This is a genomic window from uncultured Agrobacterium sp., from assembly GCF_913777885.1.
GTDB lineage: Bacteria > Pseudomonadota > Alphaproteobacteria > Rhizobiales > Rhizobiaceae > Agrobacterium.
Map to the genome: position 1 here is coordinate 206,034 of NZ_CAJYTV010000011.1, position 19,640 is coordinate 225,673.

Consider the following 19,640-nt stretch of genomic DNA (forward strand, 5'->3'; position numbering starts at 1 on the left):
CTTCGATGCGTCACTCTGCCATGATCATGGAAATGCGCCCGCCCGAATGCCGGTTCAATTTACCAGCGATATCGAGTTCGAGTAGCAGAAGATAGACGGTTGCCGCCGGCAGGCCGGTGTGGCGAATGATGTCGTCGGTTTCTACCGGTGAGGGGCCAAGCGCTTGTGCGAGGATGGCGCGCTCATTGTCTCCGGCTCCGGACATCGAGTGGGTGGGGGGACCGCTACTGTCTTCTCTCGCCACCTGCTGAAGATTGAGCCTCGGCTCAATCATCGGTGAAAGTGAATCCAGAATATCGGCGGCTTCAGTAACCAGTGTCGCGCCGTCCTTGATGAGGCGGTTGGTGCCATGGCAGCGAGAATCGAGCGGTGAACCTGGGACTGAAAATACGATGCGACCGAACTCGCCTGCAAGTCTGGCAGTGATGAGAGAGCCGGAGCGCTCGGCAGCCTCCACGATCAGCACGCCAAGCGAGACGCCGGCAATCAGCCGGTTTCGCCTCGGAAAATCGCGCGCACGCGGCTCCCAGCCAAAAGGCATCTCGCTGATGGTCGCGCCGCCATTGGCATAGATGTCATCGAGAAGGCGGAAATTCTCAGATGGGTAAGGCTTATCCAGACCACCTGCCAGCATGGCAACGGTGCCGGTCGAAAGACTGGCGGCGTGAGCGGCTGCGTCGATGCCGCGAGCAAGACCCGAGGCAATTGTATAGCCAGCCTGTCCGCACTGGCGTGAAAGCATCGCGGCGAATTTCGTCCCGTTGATCGAGGCATTGCGAGAGCCGACTACTCCGAGCGAAGGACGGATAACCGTGGCACTGTTGCCTTTCATAGCGATCAGCGGCGGAGCACCATCGATCTCTCTCAAGGCGGGCGGATAGTCCGGTTCTCCAATGCCGACAAAGCGTGCGCCAAACCGTGCCGCAATCTCCATCTCGCGTTCGGCTTGATCGAGCGTGGTGATGCGTGGACTGCGCGCCGCTCCACCGCGGCGGGAGAGGTCGGGGAGGGCCTCCAGTGCCGCTTCAGCACTACCGAAGTGATTGATCAGGTCGCGGAAGGTAACGGGGCCGATATTGTCGCTGCGGATCAGCCGCAGCCAGGAAAGCTTTTGCTTCTCCGACAGGACAATGCCGCGTTTCGTTTCTTCATCACGCGACATCGCTTCCTCCAAACTTGCCGGACGATCCTGTCTCAGCCCTTCTTGCCGATCTTGCTTTCCGTGCCGGCCAACAACCGCTTGATGTTTTCGCGGTGCATGTACCACGAAATGATGCTCAGTACCGTGACCAGAAGGGCGGTCTTCTCCGGTCCCAAGATCCACAGGACGATAGGGATGACAAGCATCGCAACCAGTGCCGAGAGAGAGGAATATTTGGTGACGAAGGCAGTGATGAGCCAGATGGCGGCGAAGGCCAGCATCATGAGAGGCGCTGCACCGAGCAGCACGCCGATATAGGTCGCGACACCCTTGCCGCCCTTGAAGCCGAGCCAGACCGGGAAAAGATGACCGAGGAAGGCGAAGAAACCTGCCACCAGCGATGCTTCATATCCCCAGAGTGTATTGGCGATCAGCACCGCAGCCGTGCCTTTCAGCGCGTCGCAGAGAAGCGTGGCGGCGGCCAGCTTCTTGTTGCCTGTTCGAAGCACGTTGGTTGCGCCGATATTGCCGGAGCCGATCTGGCGAACGTCGCCCAGCCCCGCGGCCCGCGTCAGAAGCAGGCCGAAAGGAATGGAACCGAGGAGGTAGCCGATGATCGCCGCAAGAGCGAGAAATGCGGGCGCTGTGTCCCAAACGGTCAATGCAGTCATGTCTCAGGTCCCCTCTCTATGTGCGTCTTTGCGCACTAACATTTCTACTGCAGTGAATGAACGAGCTTGCCCGCAACATAGGTCGCAACGGCTCGCCCGCTGAAACGCGCATCCTCGAATGGCGTGTTCTTCGAACGCGAGACCAGACCCTTTTCCGAAACCAGCCACGGCTCATCAAGATCGATCAGGGTAATATCGGCTTTGGCGCCAGGCTTCAGCGTTCCGGCCTCCAGTCCGAAGATCTGCGCCGGTCGCGTCGAAAGCGCATCGATCAACCGCATCAGCGGCACCTGATCGCTGTGATACAGGCGAAGCGCTGCAGCCAGCATCGTTTCCAGTCCGATTGCGCCACTCGCCGCATCCGAGAATGGCAGCCGCTTGGTATCGACGTCCTGCGGATCATGCGAGGAGACGATGATGTCGATCGTGCCGTTTTTCAACGCCTCGACCATGGCGACGCGATCGTCTTCGGCGCGAAGTGGCGGCGAAAGCTTGAAGAAAGTGCGATACTCGCCGATGTCGTTTTCGTTGAGCGTCAGATGATTGATCGAAATCCCGCAGGTTGCCTTCGCGCCACGGGCCTTGGCAAGCTTGATGGCTTCCGCCGATTCCGGCACGGAAATCTTGGCGGCGTGGTAGTTGGCGCGCGTCAGCGCCGCGATGCGCAGGTCTCGCTCCAGCGGAATGACCTCGGCTTCCTTGGGGATGCCGGGTAGGCCGAGCCAGCTTGCGAGCAGCCCTTCATTCATATCGCCATTGCCGATATATTTGTCGCGGGTTTCAAGCGAGATGACCGCACCAAGTTCGCGGGCGTAGGTCATGGCGCGGCGTAGCACCAGTGTATCGGACAGCGCCTTGCGGCCATTGGTAAAGGCCACCGCACCCGCTTCCTTCAGCATGCCGAACTCGGTCATCTCTTCGCCGAGCAGACCTTTCGTCAGAGCCGCGGCCGGGTGCACGTTGACGACTGCCTTATCGCGCGCAGTCTTCTTGACATACTCCACCAGCGCGATGTCATCGATGACTGGGTCGGTATCCGGCATCATGATGAAGCTGGTCACCCCACCTGCGGCGGCGGCACGCGAGGCCGACTCGATCGTTTCGCGGTGTTCGGCGCCGGGTTCTCCGACGAAGACGCGGGCATCCACCAGCCCGGGAACGGCAACGAGGCCTTTGGCGTCACGGACCGTTGCGCCATCCGGCGTCCCCTGGTTCTGCGCATTCTTGCCCGCAGCCAGAATGGTGCCATCGGCACCGATGATGATCGTTCCGGTCTCGTCAAGATTGCGCGACGGGTCGATGATGCGGACATTGTTGAGGACGGTCGCGGCACTCATACGCGCTCTCCCATATTCTGCGAGAGAAGAAGGGTTTCCATCACCGCCATGCGCACGGCGACGCCCATTTCCACTTGGGCTTCGATGACGCTCTGTGGACCATCTGCCACTTCTGAGGCGATTTCCACGCCGCGATTCATCGGGCCGGGATGCATGACAAGCGCGTCCTCCTTGGCAGCCTTCAACTTTTCCGCATCAAGACCGTAATAGTGGAAATATTCGCGCACCGAAGGCACGAAAGAACCTGCCATGCGCTCCCGCTGAAGGCGCAGCATCATCACCACATCGGCACCTTTCAGGCCCTCCTTCATGTCGTGGTAGACTTCCACGCTCATATCGGCGATGCCGGAGGGTAGAAGCGTTGGTGGCGCGACGACACGCACACGCGCCCCCATCTGGTTCAGAAGAATAATGTTGGAGCGAGCAACGCGCGAATGCAGCACATCGCCGCAAATAGCAACGGTCATTCCGGAAATGGTGCCCTTGGCGCGGCGGATCGTCAGCGCGTCAAGCAGCGCCTGCGTCGGGTGCTCATGCTGTCCGTCGCCGGCATTGACCACCGAGCAGGCGACCTTTTGTGCCAGAAGCGCTGCCGCACCGGCGGACGAGTGACGCACGATAAGAACATCTGGGCGCATCGCATTCAGCGTCATTGCCGTGTCGATCAGCGTCTCGCCCTTCTTCACCGAAGAGTTACCGACGGACATGTTCATCACGTCCGCGCCCAGGCGTTTTCCGGCCAGTTCGAAGGAGGATTGCGTGCGGGTCGAGGCTTCGAAGAACAGATTGATCTGTGTCAGCCCACGAAGCGTGGACGTCTTCTTTTCACGCTGGCGGCTGATCTTTACGGCCTCATCGGCCTTGTCGAGAAGAAGCGTGATATCCTGATGGGAAAGCCCCTTGATGCCAAGCAGATGGCGATGGGGAAAATAGACCATGGAACTGTCCTCCGGGCCGGAATAGTCAGTCTCGGTCTATAAAGACAGGTGGCTTTGTCGGCAAGCATGGGATAAGCCGGGAACGAGCCTATATAGGCAATTAATTGCAAATCCCGACAAAAGTACACGATGACAGATATGAACCGGACTGAAGAACAGCTTGCCGAATTAAACCAGCCTAGCCTCTGGTCCGGGATCAACGCCTATCGGTCCGACCCGCTCATCGTCGATCTGACCTCAAATCTCTCGCGCCCGCTTCGCGACGAACTGGATCAGATCGGTCGCTATGTTACCTCGGCGGAAGCCCAGGAACTGGCTCGCATGGCAAATCGCAGCACGCCGCAGCTTCACACCCACGGTCCTCGCGGCGAACGTCTCGATCAGGTCGAGTTTCATCCCGCCTGGCATGCGCTGATGCGCCGTTCCATGTCGTCCGGCCTGCACAGTTCCGCCTGGGAAAACTCCGCCGATACGCGCGGCAACGAACACAAGGCGCGCGCCACGAAATTTTATCTTACGGCGCAGCTGGAAGCCGGTCATCTCTGCCCGCTGACCATGACCCACGCGTCGGTCGCAGCACTGATGGCATCACCCCGCGTGCAGAATGAATGGGCGCCGAAGATCCTCTCGCGCAAATATGATTCGTCGCAGAAACCCGCTATGCAGAAGACGGCCGTCACGGTCGGCATGGGCATGACGGAGAAGCAGGGCGGCACGGATGTGCGCGCCAACCGCAGCACGGCAGAGCGGGTGGGCGAAGGTATCTATCGCCTCTCCGGCCACAAGTGGTTCCTGTCGGCCCCGATGAGCGACGGCTTCGTCATGCTGGCGCAGATGGGCGATGGCATGGGCTGCTTCCTCGTGCCGCGCTTCCTTGAAGACGGCTCGGCGAACGGTTTGCATTTCCAGCGCTTGAAGGACAAGCTTGGCAACCGCTCGAATGCGTCTGCCGAGGTCGAATTCACCGACGCCTTCGGCTATTTGCTGGGTGATCCCGGTGCCGGCGTCCGCACCATTCTCGACATGGTGACATTGACGCGGCTCGATTGCGCCCTGGCATCTTCCGGCATGATGCGCGCTTCGCTCGCCGAAGCGGTTCACTTTGCCCGAGGGCGCTCGGTCTTCGGCAAGCCGCTCGTCAACCAGCCGGTGATGACCCGCGTGCTGGCGGATATGGCGCTGGATGTTGCTGCTGCAACCGCATTGTCCTTCCGCCTCGCCAGCGCCTTCGACAGCGCCCGCAGCAATCCGGCGGAAGCGGCCTATGCCCGCGTCATGACACCCATCGTCAAGTACTGGTGCTGCAAGATCGCGCCGGCACTCATCTACGAAGCGATGGAAAGCCTGGGCGGCAATGGGTACGTCGAAGAGCGTCCGATTGCGCGCCACTACCGCGAAGCTCCGGTCAACGCCATCTGGGAAGGCTCCGGCAATGTGATGGCGCTCGACGTGCTGCGCGTGCTTCAACGCGGCAAGGATCTCTTCGATCTCGTTTTCGAAACGCTGGAGCGCGACCTCGGACCGTCCGGCAAAAAGACCACCGACGTTCTGCGTGCAGCGATTGCGCTTTGCGAGCGCGACGAAGGTGCCGCCCGCCTTCTGGTGGAGCAGTTTGCACTTGCTGCTGCCGCCGCCGAACTCTGCCGCATCGGGGCAGGGCGCATAGCAGACGCCTTCCTCGAGACGCGCCTGGCTGGCGGATGGCGACACACCTACGGCATGCTCGACAGCCGCTTCGACCCGACTTACATCATCGATCTGCTTTATCCGCCGGTGTCGTGATGCTGACCTTCCGCAAAGCCGTTCCACAAGACGAAGATGCGCTTTACGCCATCTGCCTTGCAACGGGCGATTCGGGGAAGGATGCAACGCATCTCTACGCCGACGACAAGATCGTCGGTAATATCTATGCCGTTCCCTATCTCCATCTTTGTCCAGACAGCGCTTTCGTTGCCGAAGACGGAGAGGGCGTCTGCGGCTACATCGTCGGCGCTACTGACACCGCAGCCTACGAAAAACTGCTGGAGCAGGCTTGGTGGCCGAAGCTGCGCGAGCGTTATCCAATCGCGGAAGAAGAAGGTAATCTTTTGCCCGAAGAACACAGCAAGCGCGTTGCCTTCATTCACCAGCCGTCGCAAATGCCGGCTGCGGTGCTTCAGAATTATCCCGCTCATATCCACATGAACCTGTTGGAGAGGGCTCGCGGTACCGGTGGCGGTTCTCGTCTTTTGTCGATGTGGGTAGAGATGGCGCGGGGCAGGGGTACTCCCGGCATTCACCTCGGCGCCAATCCTGAAAATCACACTGGCATCGCTTTCTGGCAATCGCGTGGCTTCGCACCGCTTGTCGGGATGCCAGCCGGCACCTCATGGTTTGGCATGTCCCTGGGGGGATGAGCCCAAGAGACAGCCGTCTTTTCCGCCATCCACAGGAAAGCCACGGCTGCTAGGTTTCATCTCGATTGTCGCGTTGTTAACTCTTTGCTAACCGCGCAAGATAGTCATCAATCGGAGATTCGGAAAAGCCATGCTCGCCATCGATGGCACTGCCGCCCTTATGTCGCCCGCGCCGGAAAAGCGTATCAAGGATCGCGCAGCGACGGAAAAGGCGATCTTTGCTGCGGCGAAGTCCCTGCTGGCGGATGAAGGCTTTCAGGGTTTCGGTATCAATGCCGTAGCGCGTCGCGCAGGTTGCGACAAGCAACTGATCTATCGGTATTTCGGCGGTCTCGAAGGGCTGGTCTCGGCCATTGGCGAAGATTTGGCATCCTGGGTGCAGGAGCGCATTCCGCAAGATACGGGCGGCATGTTCCTGCTGACCTATGGCGATCTGATGGAGAGACTGATGCTCTCCTATCTCGATGCGCTGCGCGCCGATCCGCTGGTTTGCAAGATAATCGCCTGGGAAGTCTCCGAGCAGACGCCGCAGGTCAAACAACTGGCAGAAGCGCGTTCCAAGGCTCTTGCAAAATGGATAGACCGCATGCGCGGTTCGCTCCAGCCGCCGAAGGGCGTCGACGCTTCGGTAATGAATGCCATGCTCTTCGCCGCGATCCAGCATCTCGTAATAGCAGGTGGCACGAATGGCCAGTTTTCCGGTGTGTCGCTGAAGAGTGACAAGGACTGGGACAAGATCGCAACTGCGGTAAAGCGCGTGGTTCGAGCGCTTTACGGCTGATCCAGGTTTCCTGAAACCATTTTCTGCATCAAACCGGTTCCGGCTTTACCTGTGCGCTGCGCGTGGTGGGCATTTCATTATCCACAACGTTTCTCTCTCGTTAACCATAGATGCAGGTTTCGTTTGCAAGGCGTTAACGACAGGATCATTCTGTTAATGATTTGTTAACCACGAACTCCGAGCTGGATGAGAAGGAAGCGCTGTGAGCCGCTGGATACCTTTGAGCGTCATGATGACGTTTTTCGCCCTGCTACCACTCGATCTGAACGCCCCGACGCTAAACCTTTGCATCATGGCGTTGGTCCGGTGGAGTGTCATTTCGGTTCTTCCTGATGGCGAGTTCGCCGGAGCCAACCTGGCAGGGGAGCGGATGGCATGAAGTGGTTTCTGATCTTGTGGGCGGGTCCCGTGCTTTTTCTCGGAACCTGGTATGGTCTGTCCTATTACGACATGAGCTTTGGCTTCTTCATGCTGACGCGGCAGAGCCATGATCTGGTTTTCCAGATTTACGGCAACGTGCTCGGCATCCCGCCCGAAACGATACCGCCGCTTGTCGCGCGCGCCATCATGGTCGATAGCCTGCTCGTCTTTGCGCTTATCGGGTTTCGTAAAAGAAAAGTGATTGCAGCGTGGTGGCGGTTGCGTCAGCCGTCCGTAGACGCCTCTCTTGCGAGCATGGAGAGCCGGTCCAAGGCGCCCTGAAGGATGAAGCTCGCGGCGGCGGAATCGATCCGCTCGGCGCGCTTGGCTCGAGAGACGTCCATTTCCAACAAAGCTCGCTCGGCAGCGACCGTGGACAGCCTTTCGTCCCAGAAGATAAAAGGAATATCTGTCTTCTCGCTCATGGAGCGCACGAAGGCGCGGGTGGCCTGAACACGTGGACCGGCGGAGCCGTCCATGTTCATCGGCAGGCCAATGACGAGCGCCGCAACCTTTTCTTTCGCGGCGAAATCCAGGAGAAGTGCAGCATCCTGGGTAAACTTGATGCGCTTGAGAACCGGGCGAGGGGTGGCAAACCGCCGGGACAGATCCGACATGGCAAGACCGATCGTCTTGGTCCCGAGATCGAGACCGGCGATCGCCTGTCCGGGCCTCAAGGTCTCAGCGAGTTCTTCTATCGTCAACGTCGCCATTCGGTGACCTTTATCTTTTGCGGACGAATTCCGTGCGCAGCACCAAGCCCTTGACCGCATCGCTCTTGCAGTCGATTTCTTCAGGGTTTTCGGTCAGCCGGATCGACTTGATCACGGTGCCCTGCTTCAACGTAGTACTGGTACCCTTAACCTTCAGGTCCTTGATCAGCGTGACAGAATCGCCATCTGCAAGCAGGTTGCCTGCGGCATCGCGAACCTCATTGGCCTTGGTTGCTGCAGCTGCGACTTCCGAGGCAGGGCGCCATTCGCCGGTTGCCTCGTCATACACATAGTCGTCATTATCTGCGGCCATCCTATCACTCCAAAGTAAGGTTTTGGGTTTTATGGGTGGTCCTATCTCATAAGATCGCAGGAACACAAAGGAGAACTTCGATGAAAATCACCTGGCTAGGCCATTCCGCTTTCCGTCTTGAAACAGGCCACGCAAAGATCCTGATCGATCCTTTCTTCACCGGAAATCCGGGCTTTGCCGGACAGGACGCCAAGGATGCTGCAAGCGGCATCACCCATATTCTCCTCACACACGGTCACGGGGACCACGTCGGTGACACGGTGCGACTTGCGGCAGAGACCGGCGCAACAGTGCTGGCCAATGCCGATCTTGCCGCATGGCTCGGCTCCAAGGGCGTTCAGAAGCTTGAGATGGGCAATACCGGCGGCACGGTGGGTTTTGAAGGATTTTCCGTCACCTTCACCAATGCGCTGCACTCCTCCGCGCAAATTACCGAAGATGGCGTGTCCCATTCGCTTGGTAACGCCAATGGCCTGATGCTGCATTTCGAAGACGGCCCATCGGTTTATCATATGGGCGACACGGATATCTTCTCCGACATGGCCCTGATAAACGAGTTGCACGAGCCGGAAGTCGGCCTTGTTCCCGTCGGCGATCGCTTTACTATGGGCGGTGCGGTGGCCGCTCTTGCCTGCCAGCGCTTCTTTAAGCTCCGCCATGCAATTCCCTGCCACTACGGTTCGTTCCCGATCGTCGACCAGACTGCCGACAAGTTCGTGTCCGGCATGGACGGTTCGCAGACGCGGGTGGATGTCCCCAAGGTTGGACAAGTCCTGTCGTTCTGATGACCCGGCATCAGCGTGTCACGGCCCAAAACTGCGCCGCAGAGGGCCGCGACACGCTTTCTACCGTTGCGAAGGGCGTACATGGTCATTATAGCGGGTAGAAAATTCTTGACTGGAGTAGAACCATGTCCGTCGATCTTGCCACCGTGAAGCGCGTCGCACGCCTTTCCCGCATTGCCGTCAGCGAAGAAGAGGCCAACACCATGCTTGGCCAACTGAATGGCATTCTCGGTTTCGTGGAGCAACTGTCGGAAGTGAATGTGGATGGCGTAGAGCCGATGACATCGGTAACGCCGGTTGCCATGAAAAAGCGCGCCGATGCGGTGAACGACGGCAACAAGGCCGATGACATCGTTGCCAATGCGCCAGCTACCGAGCGCAACTTCTTCATGGTTCCGAAGGTGGTCGAGTAAGCGCTCGCCGTTTGCTCCCACATTGAAAATTCAAAAGTTTCGAAAGCCGTTGCCGATATGACCGAACTGACAAGCCTCACCATTGCCGAAGCGCGTGACAGACTGAAATCAAGGGAATTCTCCGCCGTCGAATTGACGGATGCCTATCTGACTGCCATCGATGCCGCCAACGAGAAGCTCAACGCCTATGTCGTGACGACGCATGACAAGGCGCGTGACATGGCGAAGGCCTCCGATCAGAAGCTGGCAGCCGGTAATGGCGGTGCGCTTGAAGGCATTCCGCTTGGCGTGAAAGACTTGTTCGCGACCCGCGACATCCATACCCAGGCCTGCTCGCATGTGCTGGACGGTTTCAAGCCGAAATACGAGTCCACCGTGACCCAGAACCTGTGGGATGACGGTGCGGTGCTTCTTGGCAAGCTCAACATGGACGAATTCGCCATGGGCTCGTCTAATGAGAGCTCCTATTACGGTCCCGTCGTGAACCCCTGGCGCGCTGAAGGCTCCGAAAAGAGCCTCGTTCCCGGCGGTTCCTCCGGCGGTTCTGCTGCCGCGGTTGCGGCGCATCTCTGCGCTGGCGCTACCGCAACCGATACCGGCGGCTCCATCCGCCAGCCAGCAGCCTTCACCGGCACGGTCGGTATTAAGCCTACCTATGGACGCTGCTCGCGCTGGGGCATCGTTGCCTACGCCTCCTCGCTCGACCAGGCTGGTCCGATTGCCCGCGACGTTCGCGATGCCGCGATCTTGTTGAAGTCCATGGCAAGCGTCGATGCAAAGGACACCACCTCCGTCGATTTGCCTGTGCCGGATTATGAAAAGGCCATCGGCCAGTCGTTGAAGGGCCTGAAGATTGGTATTCCGAAAGAGTATCGCGTCGAGGGCATGCCGGAAGAAATCGAAAAGCTTTGGGCACAGGGAATTGCCTGGCTGAGGGATGCCGGCGCCGAGGTCGTCGATATCACTCTGCCGCACACCAAATACGCGCTGCCGGCCTATTACATTGTGGCGCCTGCCGAGGCTTCGTCAAACCTCGCCCGCTATGACGGCGTTCGCTATGGTCTCCGCGTCGATGGCAAGGACATTGCCGACATGTACGAGAAGAGCCGCGCTGCCGGTTTCGGCTCGGAAGTGAAGCGCCGCATCATGGTCGGCACCTATGTTCTTTCTGCCGGCTATTACGACGCCTATTACCTGAAGGCGCAGAAGGTTCGCACGCTGATCAAGCGCGACTTCGAAAACGTCTTTCATGACGGCGTCGATGCCGTTCTCGCTCCTATCACGCCATCTTCGGCCTTCGAAATTGGTGACAAAGAACTGGCCTCAGATCCGGTCAAGATGTATCTGCAGGACGTGTTCACCATCACGGTCAACATGGCGGGTCTGCCGGGTCTTTCCGTTCCTGCCGGTCTGGACGGCAAGGGCCTGCCGCTCGGCCTTCAGCTGATCGGCAAGCCGTTCGAGGAAGAAACGCTGTTCAAGACGGCGCACGCCATCGAACAGGCAGCGGGCAAGTTCACGCCCGCCAAGTGGTGGTAACGGGTCTTATCATTCGAGCCATGGCCGAGGCCGATCGCGATGCGGTAGGCCTCATCGGTTTTCGCGCCTGGCAATCGAGCAGCGCGTTCGAAGATACCTATCTCGACCCGGTCGTGATCGAACGGGTGCGCGGTGAATTTGAGGTTTTCGCAAAAGAGACCACCTGTGATGTCGTCGTGGCTGAGGTCGATGGCGTGACGGTTGGCTGGGGCGCCCGCGCTGGAGAGCCTGACTATATTTCCGACATCTGGATTGATCCTGATTATCAGGGCAGAGGCATTGGTCGAATTCTAGTCGAGCATTTCCTTTGAGAGATGCGCCGCTCGCATATCTCGACAGCCAAAATCTCGACCCATGCTAGAAACGTCTACGCTATTCGCGCCTATGAACGTTGCGGTTTTCGCGTGATTTGGCAGGGCAAGCAGTGGTCCGAAACTATGAAGGTTGAGCTTCAAAAGGTCCGCCTGGAAAAAGCCATCTGAAGCATCTCTCGCAAAGCGGTGACGCTCTGCTATGCTGCAGCCCGGCTCGATAAGGGGAGGCAAACATGGCAGCGGATAATGCACGACATGAACTGTTCCTGATGCGCGAAATCGATGCGCCAACAACGAAAATCTACCGCGCCTGGACTGATCCTGAATTGTTGAAACAATGGTTCTGTCCAAAGCCCTGGGGCGTGTGTCACGCTGAACTTGACGTTCGTACAGGCGGTTCAAGCTTCATCGTCATGAAAGGACCAAATGGCGAAGAGGTTGAAAACCGCGGCGTTTATCTCGAAGTCGTGTCAAATGAGAAGCTCGTCTTTACTGACGCTTTCACAACGGCCTGGGTACCGTCGGAAAAACCCTTCATGACGGGCATCGTCGTACTGGAGCCATTGGGCGACGGCCGGACCAAATATACGGCGATCGCACGACATTGGACTGAGGAAGACAAAAAGACCCATGAAGCGATGGGCTTTCACGAGGGCTGGGGCGCCGCGACAGATCAGTTGGTTGCATTGCTAGCCGAGATATAAGGTGCGGCGGCCAAGTCTGACCGCCGCATCTAATTGTCAGCGATTGTCGAGTTCGCCTCTCACCAGCTCCAGCCCGCGTGTGGTGATGCGGTAGGGCTGGCTTCTGGACGAGGAGATAGCCCTTTTGCGCTTCAGCTTGCGAAACGTGATGAGGTCGAGGCCGCTGAACACCCAGCCGTCGCGCGTATACAGCACGAGGGTTTCGATTCTGCGGTTTTGGTCTCGGATAAGTTCGATTCTGCCGCCCTGGGCGAGCAGATGTAGAATGCGCTGTTCCGCGCGGGAAATGTCCATGATTTGGAATCCAGCTTGCATCCAGATGGACGCGTGAAAACAATCCGGTTGCCAGTGGCATCCGGTTCGGTTTCAGTATGGCCCGGCGCGCAAAACACTTGCGGGCAGGGCCTTTACCGGGACTCCGATTGAGAGAACATAAAAACTCCAAAGATCACATCTTTTGCTTAAAAGCTGGACGCGTTACGGTCAAGAAGAGGCAGAGCCTTGTTACTGCGGACGGACTGGCCGGAAGGACCGGCAAAAGCTTTCCACTTTCGCCATTATGGAGATTGAACTTGGTCGTCATTCGCAATGCGCAAGAGCAGGAGGCCTCCCATCTCGCAGCCATCGGTCTGGAGGCATGGCGGGTGGCAAGCTCTGCGCTGGGTCTGACAGCAGTTCTGGAATCCAATGCCCAGGAAGCCTTTGCGGGTTTTACCGAGTCCTCTTGGCACCGTATCCTGGTGGCGGAGAAACACGGTATTGCTGTCGGCTGGTCGGCAAGGGAAAATTCTGGTGACATGATCTCGGATTTTTGGGTTGATCCGCGCCTTCATGGACAAGGGATTGGCGGCGCTCTACTCGAAGCGGTCGAGGAGCAGGTGTTAGCGGCTGGCTTTCCCTCCATAAAGCTCGAAAGCCATGCTGATAATGAGAGAGCAATTTCCTTCTTTCGCAAGCATGCCTACGGCGTCAGCTGGCTGTCGATGAAATATGCGCGCAAGCTCGATCGCGAAGTGCAGACCATCGGCCTTCGCAAGCAACTGAAGGATGTCAAGCTGATGACATATGGCCCCTCATTCTAATGGTGCGCCGCTCTCAGAACCGTTGCGTCAGAAACATAAGCGAAGCGACGAGTCCGACTTGAGCGATGACAATGCCTAAAAGCAGGCTGCGAAACGGCTCTTTGCGTGTCTTGTGCCGCAGGAGATGTTGCGCTGTCACCGCTCCGAGACTTCCACCCAGCAAGGCCAGTAGGAGCAACGTGCGTTCACGAATGCGCCGATCGCCTTTTCTGGCAGCTCGCTTGTCCTGCCAGAAGCCGATGAAGACAATGAGGTTGAGCGCGAGATAGGCGATTAGCGCGATAACGATGAATGTCATGATCGCCTGTCTGATCCAAACAGACACGAAGCGCCTCAGAAGTCTTGCACCTCCGGGCCATTTGCTCTACCTCACCACGAATAGAAATTCCGTATCGTATGAGCTTGATATGACCCTTGTAGACGTTCGCACACCCGACCCGAAGCGTTTTATCCCCGGCGCCACTGGCGACTGGGAAATCGTCATCGGCATGGAGGTTCACGCACAGGTTCTGTCCAATTCGAAGTTGTTCTCGGGAGCTTCCACGACCTTCGGCAATGCGCCCAATTCCAACGTGTCTCTGGTCGACGCGGCCATGCCGGGCATGTTGCCCGTCATCAATGAAGAGTGCGTGGCGCAGGCGGTACGTACCGGTCTCGGGCTGAAAGCCAAGATCAACAACCGCTCCATCTTCGATCGCAAGAACTACTTCTATCCCGACCTGCCTCAGGGTTATCAGATCTCGCAGTTCAAGGATCCGATCGTCGGCGAGGGTACGATTACAATTTCGCTCGGGCCTGACCGTCAGGGCAATTTCGAGGATATCGAGATCGGCATTGAGCGTCTGCATCTGGAACAGGACGCCGGCAAGTCGATGCATGACCAGCATCCGACGATGTCCTTCGTCGATCTGAACCGTTCAGGCGTTGCCCTGATGGAAATCGTCTCGAAGCCGGACATGCGCTCTTCCGATGAGGCGAAAGCCTATCTGACCAAGCTGCGCTCCATCGTTCGCTATCTCGGTACCTGTGATGGCAACATGGATGAAGGCTCCATGCGCGCTGACGTTAACGTGTCGGTGCGCCGCCCCGGCGAAGGTTTCGGCACGCGTTGCGAAATCAAGAACGTCAACTCCATCCGCTTCGTCGGCCAAGCCATCGAATATGAAGCCCGCCGCCAGATCGCCATTCTGGAAGATGGTGGCGCCATTGATCAGGAAACCCGTCTCTTCGATCCTGGCAAGGGCGAGACGCGCTCCATGCGCTCCAAGGAAGATGCGCACGACTATCGCTACTTCCCTGATCCCGATCTGCTGCCGCTGGAATTCGACGATGCCTTCGTGGAAAGCCTGAAGGTCGGTCTGCCGGAACTGCCCGACGACAAGAAGGCACGTTTCGTGGCTGAACTCGGCCTCTCCGTCTACGACGCCTCCATCCTCGTTTCGGAGAAGGCCATTGCGGATTATTATGAGGCCGTCGCGGCGGGCCGCGACCCGAAGGCTGCCGCCAACTGGGTCATCAACGATCTCCTTGGTGCGCTAAACAAGTCCAGCAAGTCCATCGAGGAAACGCCCGTTACGCCGGACCAGCTCGGCGGGATCATCGACCTCATCAAGGCGAACACCATCTCTGGCAAGATTGCCAAGGATCTGTTCGAAATCGTCTGGAACGAAGGCGGCAACCCGGCAGACATCGTCGAAAGCCGCGGTATGAAGCAGGTGACCGATACGGGCGCCATCGAAAAGGCGGTGGACGAGATCATCGCTGCAAACCCGGATCAGGTGGAAAAGGTCAAGGCAAAGCCAACGCTTGCTGGCTGGTTCGTTGGCCAGGTGATGAAGGCAACCGGCGGCAAGGCCAACCCGCAGGCCGTACAGGAATTGGTCAAGGCCAAGCTCGGCATCGAGGAATAAAGTGTCATCGCTTTTCAATGAAAGAGGCGGAAGACAGTCTCCTCCGTCACTCCGATCTCAATCGAGGTTGACGTCGAGATAACATGAGCAACGCCGGGATCGCTCCCGGCTTTTCTTTTTTGATGGGAGTCACAATGGTGTTCTTCATTCGCACCGCAAGCGAGCGCGATATTGAGCCAGTCCGGTCTTTGTTGATGAAGACCTGGCACGCGACCTACGATCCAATCTACGGCACGGACAAGGTCAACGACATGATTGCTCTGTGGCACACGCCAGCGGCCTTGAAAGAGCGCGTGGAGAAAAAGGGCGGCGAGTTTTTGGTGGCAGACGATGGAAAGCGTATAGGCGGCATGGCCTATGCCGTCATGTCCACCAGCATGGCTAAAACCGCGTTGCTCTATCAGCTTTATGTCGATCCGCAGTTCCAGCGTCAGGGGGTGGGGCGTGATCTCTTCGCCGAACTGGAAACCTGTTTTCCCGACGCGGAAATCATGCGCCTTGAGGTCGAACCTAAAAATACTGTCGCAATTGCCTTCTATGAAGGCGTCGGCTTTTCCGAGGTAGATCGAATCGAGCGCATGGCTGGCGTCGAGGGGATGCCCGGAATTGTAATGGAGAAGAGCCTGAGGCGGTAAAACACAATGGACGGTCTGATCATTCGTGAAGCGCGCGAAGAGGATGTTGCAGCAATTGCTGCGATGTTCGCCGCTGACGATGTGGGTGGGCACGGTGATACGACCGATGACGTGGCCGTGCCCGAATATCTCAGGGCTTTCAGGGCGATCGCCAGGTCACCGCTTGAGACGTTGTACGTCGCTGAGTTTGAAGGCCGAGTGATCGGTACGTTCCAGACCGTGATTCTCACCAAGCTTGCCGGGCGCGGCGCCGTATGGATGGTCGTCGAAGGTGTGCAGACCAGGGAGGATATGCGTGGCCGCGGTATCGGTGCGACGATGATCCGGTACTGCATCGCTGAGGCTGAAAAGCGTGGCCTCGCCGGGGTCCAGCTCACCTCCAACATGGCGCGCACCGATGCTCATCGCTTCTACGAGAGGCTGGGTTTCGAGAAGCGCCATTTCGGCTTCCGGCTGAAGCTTAAATAATCGCCCGCACGTTGGAAAAGCTGGACAATCGTTGGTGAGAACGTCATAAGCTTGTGGCCGTGCGAGTGCGAAAGCGACGCATGTGAAAAGCCCGAGGAACGGAAAATGAAGACTCTTCTGCTGCAAATCTTCACCTGGTGGAACGGCCAGACGATCGGAACGCGCTTCCATACGTGGCGCTTCGGAAAGAAGGTGGGGCAGGATGAGTTTGGCAACACCTACTACGAAGGTGGCACCACCTCCTGGGGCATGCCGCGTCGTTGGGTGATTTACAACGGTTACGCTGAAGCGTCTGCAATTCCGCCCGGCTGGCACGGCTGGATGCATTATCGCACTGACACGCCGCCGAGCAAGGAAAGCTATGTCGCACGCGACTGGCAGAAGCAGCATCAGCCGAACCTGACGGGTTCTGCCCAGGCGTACCGTCCTCAAGGCTCGCTGGCCGTTCCAGGTGAGCGCCCCCGCGTCACCGGCGACTACGACGCCTGGACGCCTGGCGGCTGATTCACTACGCTTCGTGCTCCTTGCATGTAGGAGCAAAAAGGGCGGGCATTCATCATGGCCGCCACCCGCTTTTGCCACATTCGATCTTTAGGCGTGATGGGCGCTTTGATGAGCGGGCAGTTTTCTGGAGACGGTTTGATATGAGAACATTCACGCGGGATCTATCTTTGCGTGCACTGGCGGTTTCGCTTCTGGCGCTTCTTCCGGCAGTGGGTCTCGTGTCACCGGTGTCTGCCGCCCGCCTTGAAAATAAGGTTGCGGTCTTTTCCGGCATCGACAAGATCACCGGTCGCATTACCTCTTTCGACGTCTACATCAACGAAACGGTTCAGTTCGGCGCGCTGCAGGTCACGCCGAAGGTCTGCTACTCGCGCGACGATACCGAAGCGCAGAAAATCGATTCTTTCGTCGAAGTGGATGAAATCACCCTCGACAGAAAAATCCGCCGCATCTTTACCGGCTGGATGTTTGCCGATAGCCCCGGCCTGAACGCTGTCGAACACCCGATCTACGATGTCTGGCTCACCGGTTGCAAACAGGATTCGGACGTTCCGCCGCCATCGACAGCGAGCAAGTAACCGACAGACTTGTCAGAAGTCACTCATCCGCAAAAACCTAAAATGTCAAATCCGGCTGGTTCACTGCCCGGTCCAGCATCTTTGAGTATTCATCCTTTGGAACGTCGATCGCGCCGAAGGTTTTGAGGTGGTCCGTTGTGAACTGCGTGTCGAGCAGGATGAAGCCACTGTTGCGCAATCGCTCCACCAGATGAACCAGGCAGATTTTTGAAGCGTTGGTGCGACGGGAGAACATGCTCTCGCCGAAGAAGGCAGCGCCGAGCGACACGCCATAAAGACCACCGACCAGTTCATCACCCTGCCACGCCTCCACGCTATGAGCGTGGCCGATCTCATGCAACTCGGTATAGAGCTTGCGGATCGTCTCGTTGATCCAGGTGTTCGGGCGGTCCGGCGCTTCTGCGGCACATCCGGCCATGACGGCGGTGAAAGCAGTGTCGAAGCGAATATCGAAGGGTTTCTTTCGAATGGCTTTTGCGAGACTTTTTGAGACGTGAAAATCGTTCAGCGGGATGATGCCCCTGAGGTCCGGCTCGACCCAGAATAACTCCGGGTCGTCAGCCGCTTCGGCCATCGGGAACAGGCCGATGGAATAGGCGCGCAGCAGCATATCGACGGTGATATCGCGATCTCTGCTGCGCCGACCCATTCCTTAGTGCGCGTCGCCGGCCAGATATTTTTCCAGCCAGTGGATGTCATAATTACCGTTCAGGATATCTTCGTTCTGAAGCAGGTCCTGGAACAGCGGAAGCGTCGTTTTGATGCCATCGACGACGAATTCGTCGAGCGCACGGCGCAGGCGGCGAATGCATTCGTCACGGTCGCGACCATGGACGATCAGCTTGCCGATCATGCTGTCGTAGTAAGGCGGGATCTTGTAGCCTTGATAGGCACCCGAATCCACGCGCACCCCCAGACCGCCGGGTGTGTGGAAGTAAGTGAGCGTCCCGGGCGAAGGCACGAAAGTCCGTGGATCTTCGGCATTGATGCGGCATTCGATGGCGTGACCATGGAATTCGATATCGGCCTGCGTAACCGAAAGACCTCGGCCGGAGGCGACTCTGATCTGTTCCTGCACGAGGTCCATTCCCGTGATCGCTTCCGTGACCGGATGCTCCACCTGAAGACGGGTGTTCATTTCGATGAAATAGAACTCTCCGTTTTCATAGAGGAACTCGATGGTGCCGGCACCACGATATTTGAGCTTGCGCATGGCGCTTGCACAAATTTCGCCGATCTCCATGCGCTGCTCAACGGTGAGAGCAGGGGAGTTGGCTTCTTCAAGAACCTTCTGGTGGCGACGCTGCAGCGAGCAATCGCGCTCGCCAAGATGGACGGCATTGCCTTCGCCATCACCGAAAACCTGAACCTCGATATGGCGCGGTTTTCCAAGATATTTTTCCATGTAGACGGCGTCGTTACCGAAAGCGGCAAGCGCTTCGGAACGGGCTGTGGAAACAGCTTCGTCCAGATCGGCTTCGGTCTTGGCAACCTTCATACCGCGGCCGCCACCACCTGCCGTGGCCTTGATCAGGACAGGAAAGCCGATTGAACGCGCGATTTCCATCGCGTTTTCAGGCTTTACTTCGCCATCGGAGCCAGGAACGACGGGGATGCCGAGTTCCTGCGCCGTCTGCTTGGCGGTGATTTTGTCACCCATGATGCGGATATGATCGGCAGTCGGTCCGATGAAGGTGATTCCGTGGGCGTCGAGAATATCGGCAAACTTGGCATTTTCCGAAAGAAAGCCGTAGCCGGGGTGAACCGCGTCCGCGCCGGTGATTTCGCAGGCTGCAACAATCTGATGAATGTTGAGGTAGCTGTCACGCGACGGCGGTGGGCCGATGCACACGCTCTCGTCGGCGAGGCGCACATGCATGGCATCCGCGTCAGCCGTGGAGTGAACGGCAACCGTCGGAATACCGAGTTCCTTGGCGGCGCGAAGCACGCGAAGGGCGATTTCGCCGCGATTGGCAATGAGGATCTTGGATACCATGG

General features: G+C 58.1%; 26 protein-coding genes. 16 read left to right on the top strand and 10 right to left on the bottom strand.

The genetic code is table 11. The features are described from left to right. Positions 1-10: 10 nt before the first annotated feature. From dprA to QZ869_RS09510, 4 genes are read right to left on the bottom strand one after another with little or no spacing between them, the layout of a single operon-like run. Entirely contained in the window at positions 11-1,162 is a 1,152-nt protein-coding gene (gene dprA, locus QZ869_RS09495) for a DNA-processing protein DprA (protein WP_296100648.1), read from the bottom strand. A 32-nt stretch (positions 1,163-1,194) separates the two neighbouring features. After that, on the bottom strand, positions 1,195-1,812 hold the full coding sequence (plsY, locus tag QZ869_RS09500) for a glycerol-3-phosphate 1-O-acyltransferase PlsY (protein WP_296104222.1): 618 nt from the start codon (positions 1,810-1,812) through the stop codon (positions 1,195-1,197). 44 nt (positions 1,813-1,856) lie between these two features. After that, entirely contained in the window at positions 1,857-3,149 is a 1,293-nt protein-coding gene (locus tag QZ869_RS09505) for a dihydroorotase (RefSeq protein ID WP_296100645.1), read from the bottom strand. Continuing rightward, positions 3,146-4,087 (bottom strand): aspartate carbamoyltransferase catalytic subunit, encoded by a 942-nt coding sequence (locus QZ869_RS09510; protein WP_296020910.1) that lies wholly within the window; start codon positions 4,085-4,087, stop codon positions 3,146-3,148. The genes QZ869_RS09505 and QZ869_RS09510 overlap by 4 nt, the downstream gene beginning before the upstream one ends. A 129-nt stretch (positions 4,088-4,216) precedes the next feature. On the opposite strand from QZ869_RS09510, the gene QZ869_RS09515 reads away from it, so the two are divergent. From QZ869_RS09515 to QZ869_RS09535, 5 genes are all read left to right on the top strand, one after another. Then, entirely contained in the window at positions 4,217-5,869 is a 1,653-nt protein-coding gene (locus tag QZ869_RS09515; protein WP_296104226.1) for an acyl-CoA dehydrogenase family protein, read from the top strand. Beyond that, positions 5,869-6,483, top strand: coding sequence for a GNAT family N-acetyltransferase (locus QZ869_RS09520; RefSeq protein WP_296104228.1), 615 nt, complete (start codon positions 5,869-5,871; stop codon positions 6,481-6,483). Before QZ869_RS09515 ends, QZ869_RS09520 begins: the two co-directional genes overlap by 1 nt. 130 nt (positions 6,484-6,613) lie before the next feature. Next, positions 6,614-7,264 (top strand): TetR/AcrR family transcriptional regulator, encoded by a 651-nt coding sequence (locus tag QZ869_RS09525; RefSeq protein WP_296037930.1) that lies wholly within the window; start codon positions 6,614-6,616, stop codon positions 7,262-7,264. A 202-nt stretch (positions 7,265-7,466) separates the two neighbouring features. Continuing rightward, the gene (locus tag QZ869_RS09530; protein WP_296020901.1) at positions 7,467-7,643 is read left to right on the top strand and encodes a hypothetical protein; all 177 of its coding nucleotides are present in this window, start codon (positions 7,467-7,469) and stop codon (positions 7,641-7,643) included. Next, positions 7,640-7,966, top strand: coding sequence for a DUF6105 family protein (locus QZ869_RS09535; protein WP_296020899.1), 327 nt, complete (start codon positions 7,640-7,642; stop codon positions 7,964-7,966). Before QZ869_RS09530 ends, QZ869_RS09535 begins: the two co-directional genes overlap by 4 nt. Here the strand turns inward: QZ869_RS09535 and ruvX are convergent. Then, positions 7,909-8,397: a Holliday junction resolvase RuvX gene (gene ruvX, locus QZ869_RS09540; protein ID WP_296104230.1), complete on the bottom strand. Its 489-nt coding sequence runs from the start codon at positions 8,395-8,397 to the stop codon at positions 7,909-7,911. The two genes, QZ869_RS09535 and ruvX, sit on opposite strands and share 58 nt — an antisense overlap. Before the next feature lie 10 nt (positions 8,398-8,407). Beyond that, the gene (locus QZ869_RS09545) at positions 8,408-8,710 is read right to left on the bottom strand and encodes a zinc ribbon domain-containing protein YjdM (protein WP_296020895.1); all 303 of its coding nucleotides are present in this window, start codon (positions 8,708-8,710) and stop codon (positions 8,408-8,410) included. 80 nt (positions 8,711-8,790) lie between these two features. Here QZ869_RS09545 and QZ869_RS09550 point away from each other — a divergent pair, with 80 nt between their 5' ends. The 5 genes from QZ869_RS09550 to QZ869_RS09570 all read left to right on the top strand — a co-directional run bounded on the left by QZ869_RS09550 (position 8,791) and on the right by QZ869_RS09570 (position 12,465). Next, positions 8,791-9,495: a metal-dependent hydrolase gene (locus QZ869_RS09550; protein WP_296020894.1), complete on the top strand. Its 705-nt coding sequence runs from the start codon at positions 8,791-8,793 to the stop codon at positions 9,493-9,495. 125 nt (positions 9,496-9,620) lie between these two features. Next, the gene (gene gatC / locus QZ869_RS09555) at positions 9,621-9,908 is read left to right on the top strand and encodes an Asp-tRNA(Asn)/Glu-tRNA(Gln) amidotransferase subunit GatC (protein ID WP_296037942.1); all 288 of its coding nucleotides are present in this window, start codon (positions 9,621-9,623) and stop codon (positions 9,906-9,908) included. A 57-nt stretch (positions 9,909-9,965) separates the two neighbouring features. Then, positions 9,966-11,447, top strand: a complete 1,482-nt coding sequence (gatA, locus tag QZ869_RS09560) for an Asp-tRNA(Asn)/Glu-tRNA(Gln) amidotransferase subunit GatA (protein WP_296104233.1) — start codon at positions 9,966-9,968, stop codon at positions 11,445-11,447. Positions 11,448-11,467: 20 nt separating this feature from the next. Next, positions 11,468-11,758, top strand: a complete 291-nt coding sequence (locus tag QZ869_RS21770) for a GNAT family N-acetyltransferase (RefSeq protein ID WP_367115325.1) — start codon at positions 11,468-11,470, stop codon at positions 11,756-11,758. A 236-nt stretch (positions 11,759-11,994) separates the two neighbouring features. Continuing rightward, positions 11,995-12,465: an SRPBCC family protein gene (locus QZ869_RS09570; protein ID WP_296104235.1), complete on the top strand. Its 471-nt coding sequence runs from the start codon at positions 11,995-11,997 to the stop codon at positions 12,463-12,465. 36 nt (positions 12,466-12,501) lie between these two features. Here the strand turns inward: QZ869_RS09570 and QZ869_RS09575 are convergent, their stop codons facing one another. Then, positions 12,502-12,759: a YjhX family toxin gene (locus tag QZ869_RS09575; RefSeq protein ID WP_296074828.1), complete on the bottom strand. Its 258-nt coding sequence runs from the start codon at positions 12,757-12,759 to the stop codon at positions 12,502-12,504. A 278-nt stretch (positions 12,760-13,037) separates the two neighbouring features. On the opposite strand from QZ869_RS09575, the gene QZ869_RS09580 reads away from it, so the two are divergent. Then, on the top strand, positions 13,038-13,547 hold the full coding sequence (locus QZ869_RS09580; RefSeq protein WP_296104237.1) for a GNAT family N-acetyltransferase: 510 nt from the start codon (positions 13,038-13,040) through the stop codon (positions 13,545-13,547). A gap of 13 nt (positions 13,548-13,560) precedes the next feature. Here QZ869_RS09580 and QZ869_RS09585 read toward each other — a convergent pair whose 3' ends face one another. Continuing rightward, complete coding sequence (locus QZ869_RS09585) at positions 13,561-13,845, bottom strand: DUF1294 domain-containing protein (RefSeq protein ID WP_296104239.1); 285 nt, start codon at positions 13,843-13,845, stop codon at positions 13,561-13,563. A 109-nt stretch (positions 13,846-13,954) separates the two neighbouring features. Between QZ869_RS09585 and gatB the strand changes: the two genes are divergently transcribed. From gatB to QZ869_RS09610, 5 genes are all read left to right on the top strand, one after another. Next, complete coding sequence (gatB, locus tag QZ869_RS09590) at positions 13,955-15,457, top strand: Asp-tRNA(Asn)/Glu-tRNA(Gln) amidotransferase subunit GatB (RefSeq protein WP_296020877.1); 1,503 nt, start codon at positions 13,955-13,957, stop codon at positions 15,455-15,457. Between the two features lie 137 nt (positions 15,458-15,594). After that, positions 15,595-16,092 carry a GNAT family N-acetyltransferase gene (locus QZ869_RS09595; RefSeq protein ID WP_296100673.1) on the top strand — a complete coding sequence of 166 codons (498 nt, stop codon included), beginning with the start codon at positions 15,595-15,597 and terminating at the stop codon, positions 16,090-16,092. Between the two features lie 6 nt (positions 16,093-16,098). Then, on the top strand, positions 16,099-16,560 hold the full coding sequence (locus tag QZ869_RS09600) for a GNAT family N-acetyltransferase (RefSeq protein WP_296020876.1): 462 nt from the start codon (positions 16,099-16,101) through the stop codon (positions 16,558-16,560). A gap of 105 nt (positions 16,561-16,665) precedes the next feature. Beyond that, on the top strand, positions 16,666-17,064 hold the full coding sequence (locus tag QZ869_RS09605; protein ID WP_296020873.1) for an NADH:ubiquinone oxidoreductase subunit NDUFA12: 399 nt from the start codon (positions 16,666-16,668) through the stop codon (positions 17,062-17,064). A gap of 140 nt (positions 17,065-17,204) precedes the next feature. Continuing rightward, positions 17,205-17,642 (top strand): DUF2155 domain-containing protein, encoded by a 438-nt coding sequence (locus QZ869_RS09610; protein ID WP_296020872.1) that lies wholly within the window; start codon positions 17,205-17,207, stop codon positions 17,640-17,642. A gap of 37 nt (positions 17,643-17,679) precedes the next feature. Here QZ869_RS09610 and aat read toward each other — a convergent pair whose 3' ends face one another. Next, on the bottom strand, positions 17,680-18,291 hold the full coding sequence (aat, locus tag QZ869_RS09615) for a leucyl/phenylalanyl-tRNA--protein transferase (protein ID WP_296084311.1): 612 nt from the start codon (positions 18,289-18,291) through the stop codon (positions 17,680-17,682). A 3-nt stretch (positions 18,292-18,294) separates the two neighbouring features. Next, positions 18,295-19,638 (bottom strand): acetyl-CoA carboxylase biotin carboxylase subunit, encoded by a 1,344-nt coding sequence (gene accC, locus QZ869_RS09620; RefSeq protein ID WP_296018928.1) that lies wholly within the window; start codon positions 19,636-19,638, stop codon positions 18,295-18,297. Positions 19,639-19,640 lie beyond the last annotated feature (2 nt).

Bases quoted from the DNA above. Each gene is read 5' to 3' on its own strand.
- dprA (WP_296100648.1), bottom strand. From the start codon at position 1,162: ATGTCGCGTGATGAAGAAACGAAACGCGGCATTGTCCTGTCGGAGAAG.
- plsY (WP_296104222.1), bottom strand. From the start codon at position 1,812: ATGACTGCATTGACCGTTTGGGACACAGCGCCCGCATTTCTCGCTCTT.
- QZ869_RS09505 (WP_296100645.1), bottom strand. From the start codon at position 3,149: ATGAGTGCCGCGACCGTCCTCAACAATGTCCGCATCATCGACCCGTCG.
- QZ869_RS09510 (WP_296020910.1), bottom strand. From the start codon at position 4,087: ATGGTCTATTTTCCCCATCGCCATCTGCTTGGCATCAAGGGGCTTTCC.
- QZ869_RS09515 (WP_296104226.1), top strand. From the start codon at position 4,217: ATGACAGATATGAACCGGACTGAAGAACAGCTTGCCGAATTAAACCAG.
- QZ869_RS09520 (WP_296104228.1), top strand. From the start codon at position 5,869: ATGCTGACCTTCCGCAAAGCCGTTCCACAAGACGAAGATGCGCTTTAC.
- QZ869_RS09525 (WP_296037930.1), top strand. From the start codon at position 6,614: ATGCTCGCCATCGATGGCACTGCCGCCCTTATGTCGCCCGCGCCGGAA.
- QZ869_RS09535 (WP_296020899.1), top strand. From the start codon at position 7,640: ATGAAGTGGTTTCTGATCTTGTGGGCGGGTCCCGTGCTTTTTCTCGGA.
- ruvX (WP_296104230.1), bottom strand. From the start codon at position 8,397: ATGGCGACGTTGACGATAGAAGAACTCGCTGAGACCTTGAGGCCCGGA.
- QZ869_RS09545 (WP_296020895.1), bottom strand. From the start codon at position 8,710: ATGGCCGCAGATAATGACGACTATGTGTATGACGAGGCAACCGGCGAA.
- QZ869_RS09550 (WP_296020894.1), top strand. From the start codon at position 8,791: ATGAAAATCACCTGGCTAGGCCATTCCGCTTTCCGTCTTGAAACAGGC.
- gatC (WP_296037942.1), top strand. From the start codon at position 9,621: ATGTCCGTCGATCTTGCCACCGTGAAGCGCGTCGCACGCCTTTCCCGC.
- gatA (WP_296104233.1), top strand. From the start codon at position 9,966: ATGACCGAACTGACAAGCCTCACCATTGCCGAAGCGCGTGACAGACTG.
- QZ869_RS21770 (WP_367115325.1), top strand. From the start codon at position 11,468: ATGGCCGAGGCCGATCGCGATGCGGTAGGCCTCATCGGTTTTCGCGCC.
- QZ869_RS09570 (WP_296104235.1), top strand. From the start codon at position 11,995: ATGGCAGCGGATAATGCACGACATGAACTGTTCCTGATGCGCGAAATC.
- QZ869_RS09575 (WP_296074828.1), bottom strand. From the start codon at position 12,759: ATGGACATTTCCCGCGCGGAACAGCGCATTCTACATCTGCTCGCCCAG.
- QZ869_RS09585 (WP_296104239.1), bottom strand. From the start codon at position 13,845: ATGACATTCATCGTTATCGCGCTAATCGCCTATCTCGCGCTCAACCTC.
- gatB (WP_296020877.1), top strand. From the start codon at position 13,955: ATGACCCTTGTAGACGTTCGCACACCCGACCCGAAGCGTTTTATCCCC.
- QZ869_RS09600 (WP_296020876.1), top strand. From the start codon at position 16,099: ATGGACGGTCTGATCATTCGTGAAGCGCGCGAAGAGGATGTTGCAGCA.
- QZ869_RS09605 (WP_296020873.1), top strand. From the start codon at position 16,666: ATGAAGACTCTTCTGCTGCAAATCTTCACCTGGTGGAACGGCCAGACG.
- QZ869_RS09610 (WP_296020872.1), top strand. From the start codon at position 17,205: ATGAGAACATTCACGCGGGATCTATCTTTGCGTGCACTGGCGGTTTCG.
- aat (WP_296084311.1), bottom strand. From the start codon at position 18,291: ATGGGTCGGCGCAGCAGAGATCGCGATATCACCGTCGATATGCTGCTG.
- accC (WP_296018928.1), bottom strand. From the start codon at position 19,638: ATGGTATCCAAGATCCTCATTGCCAATCGCGGCGAAATCGCCCTTCGC.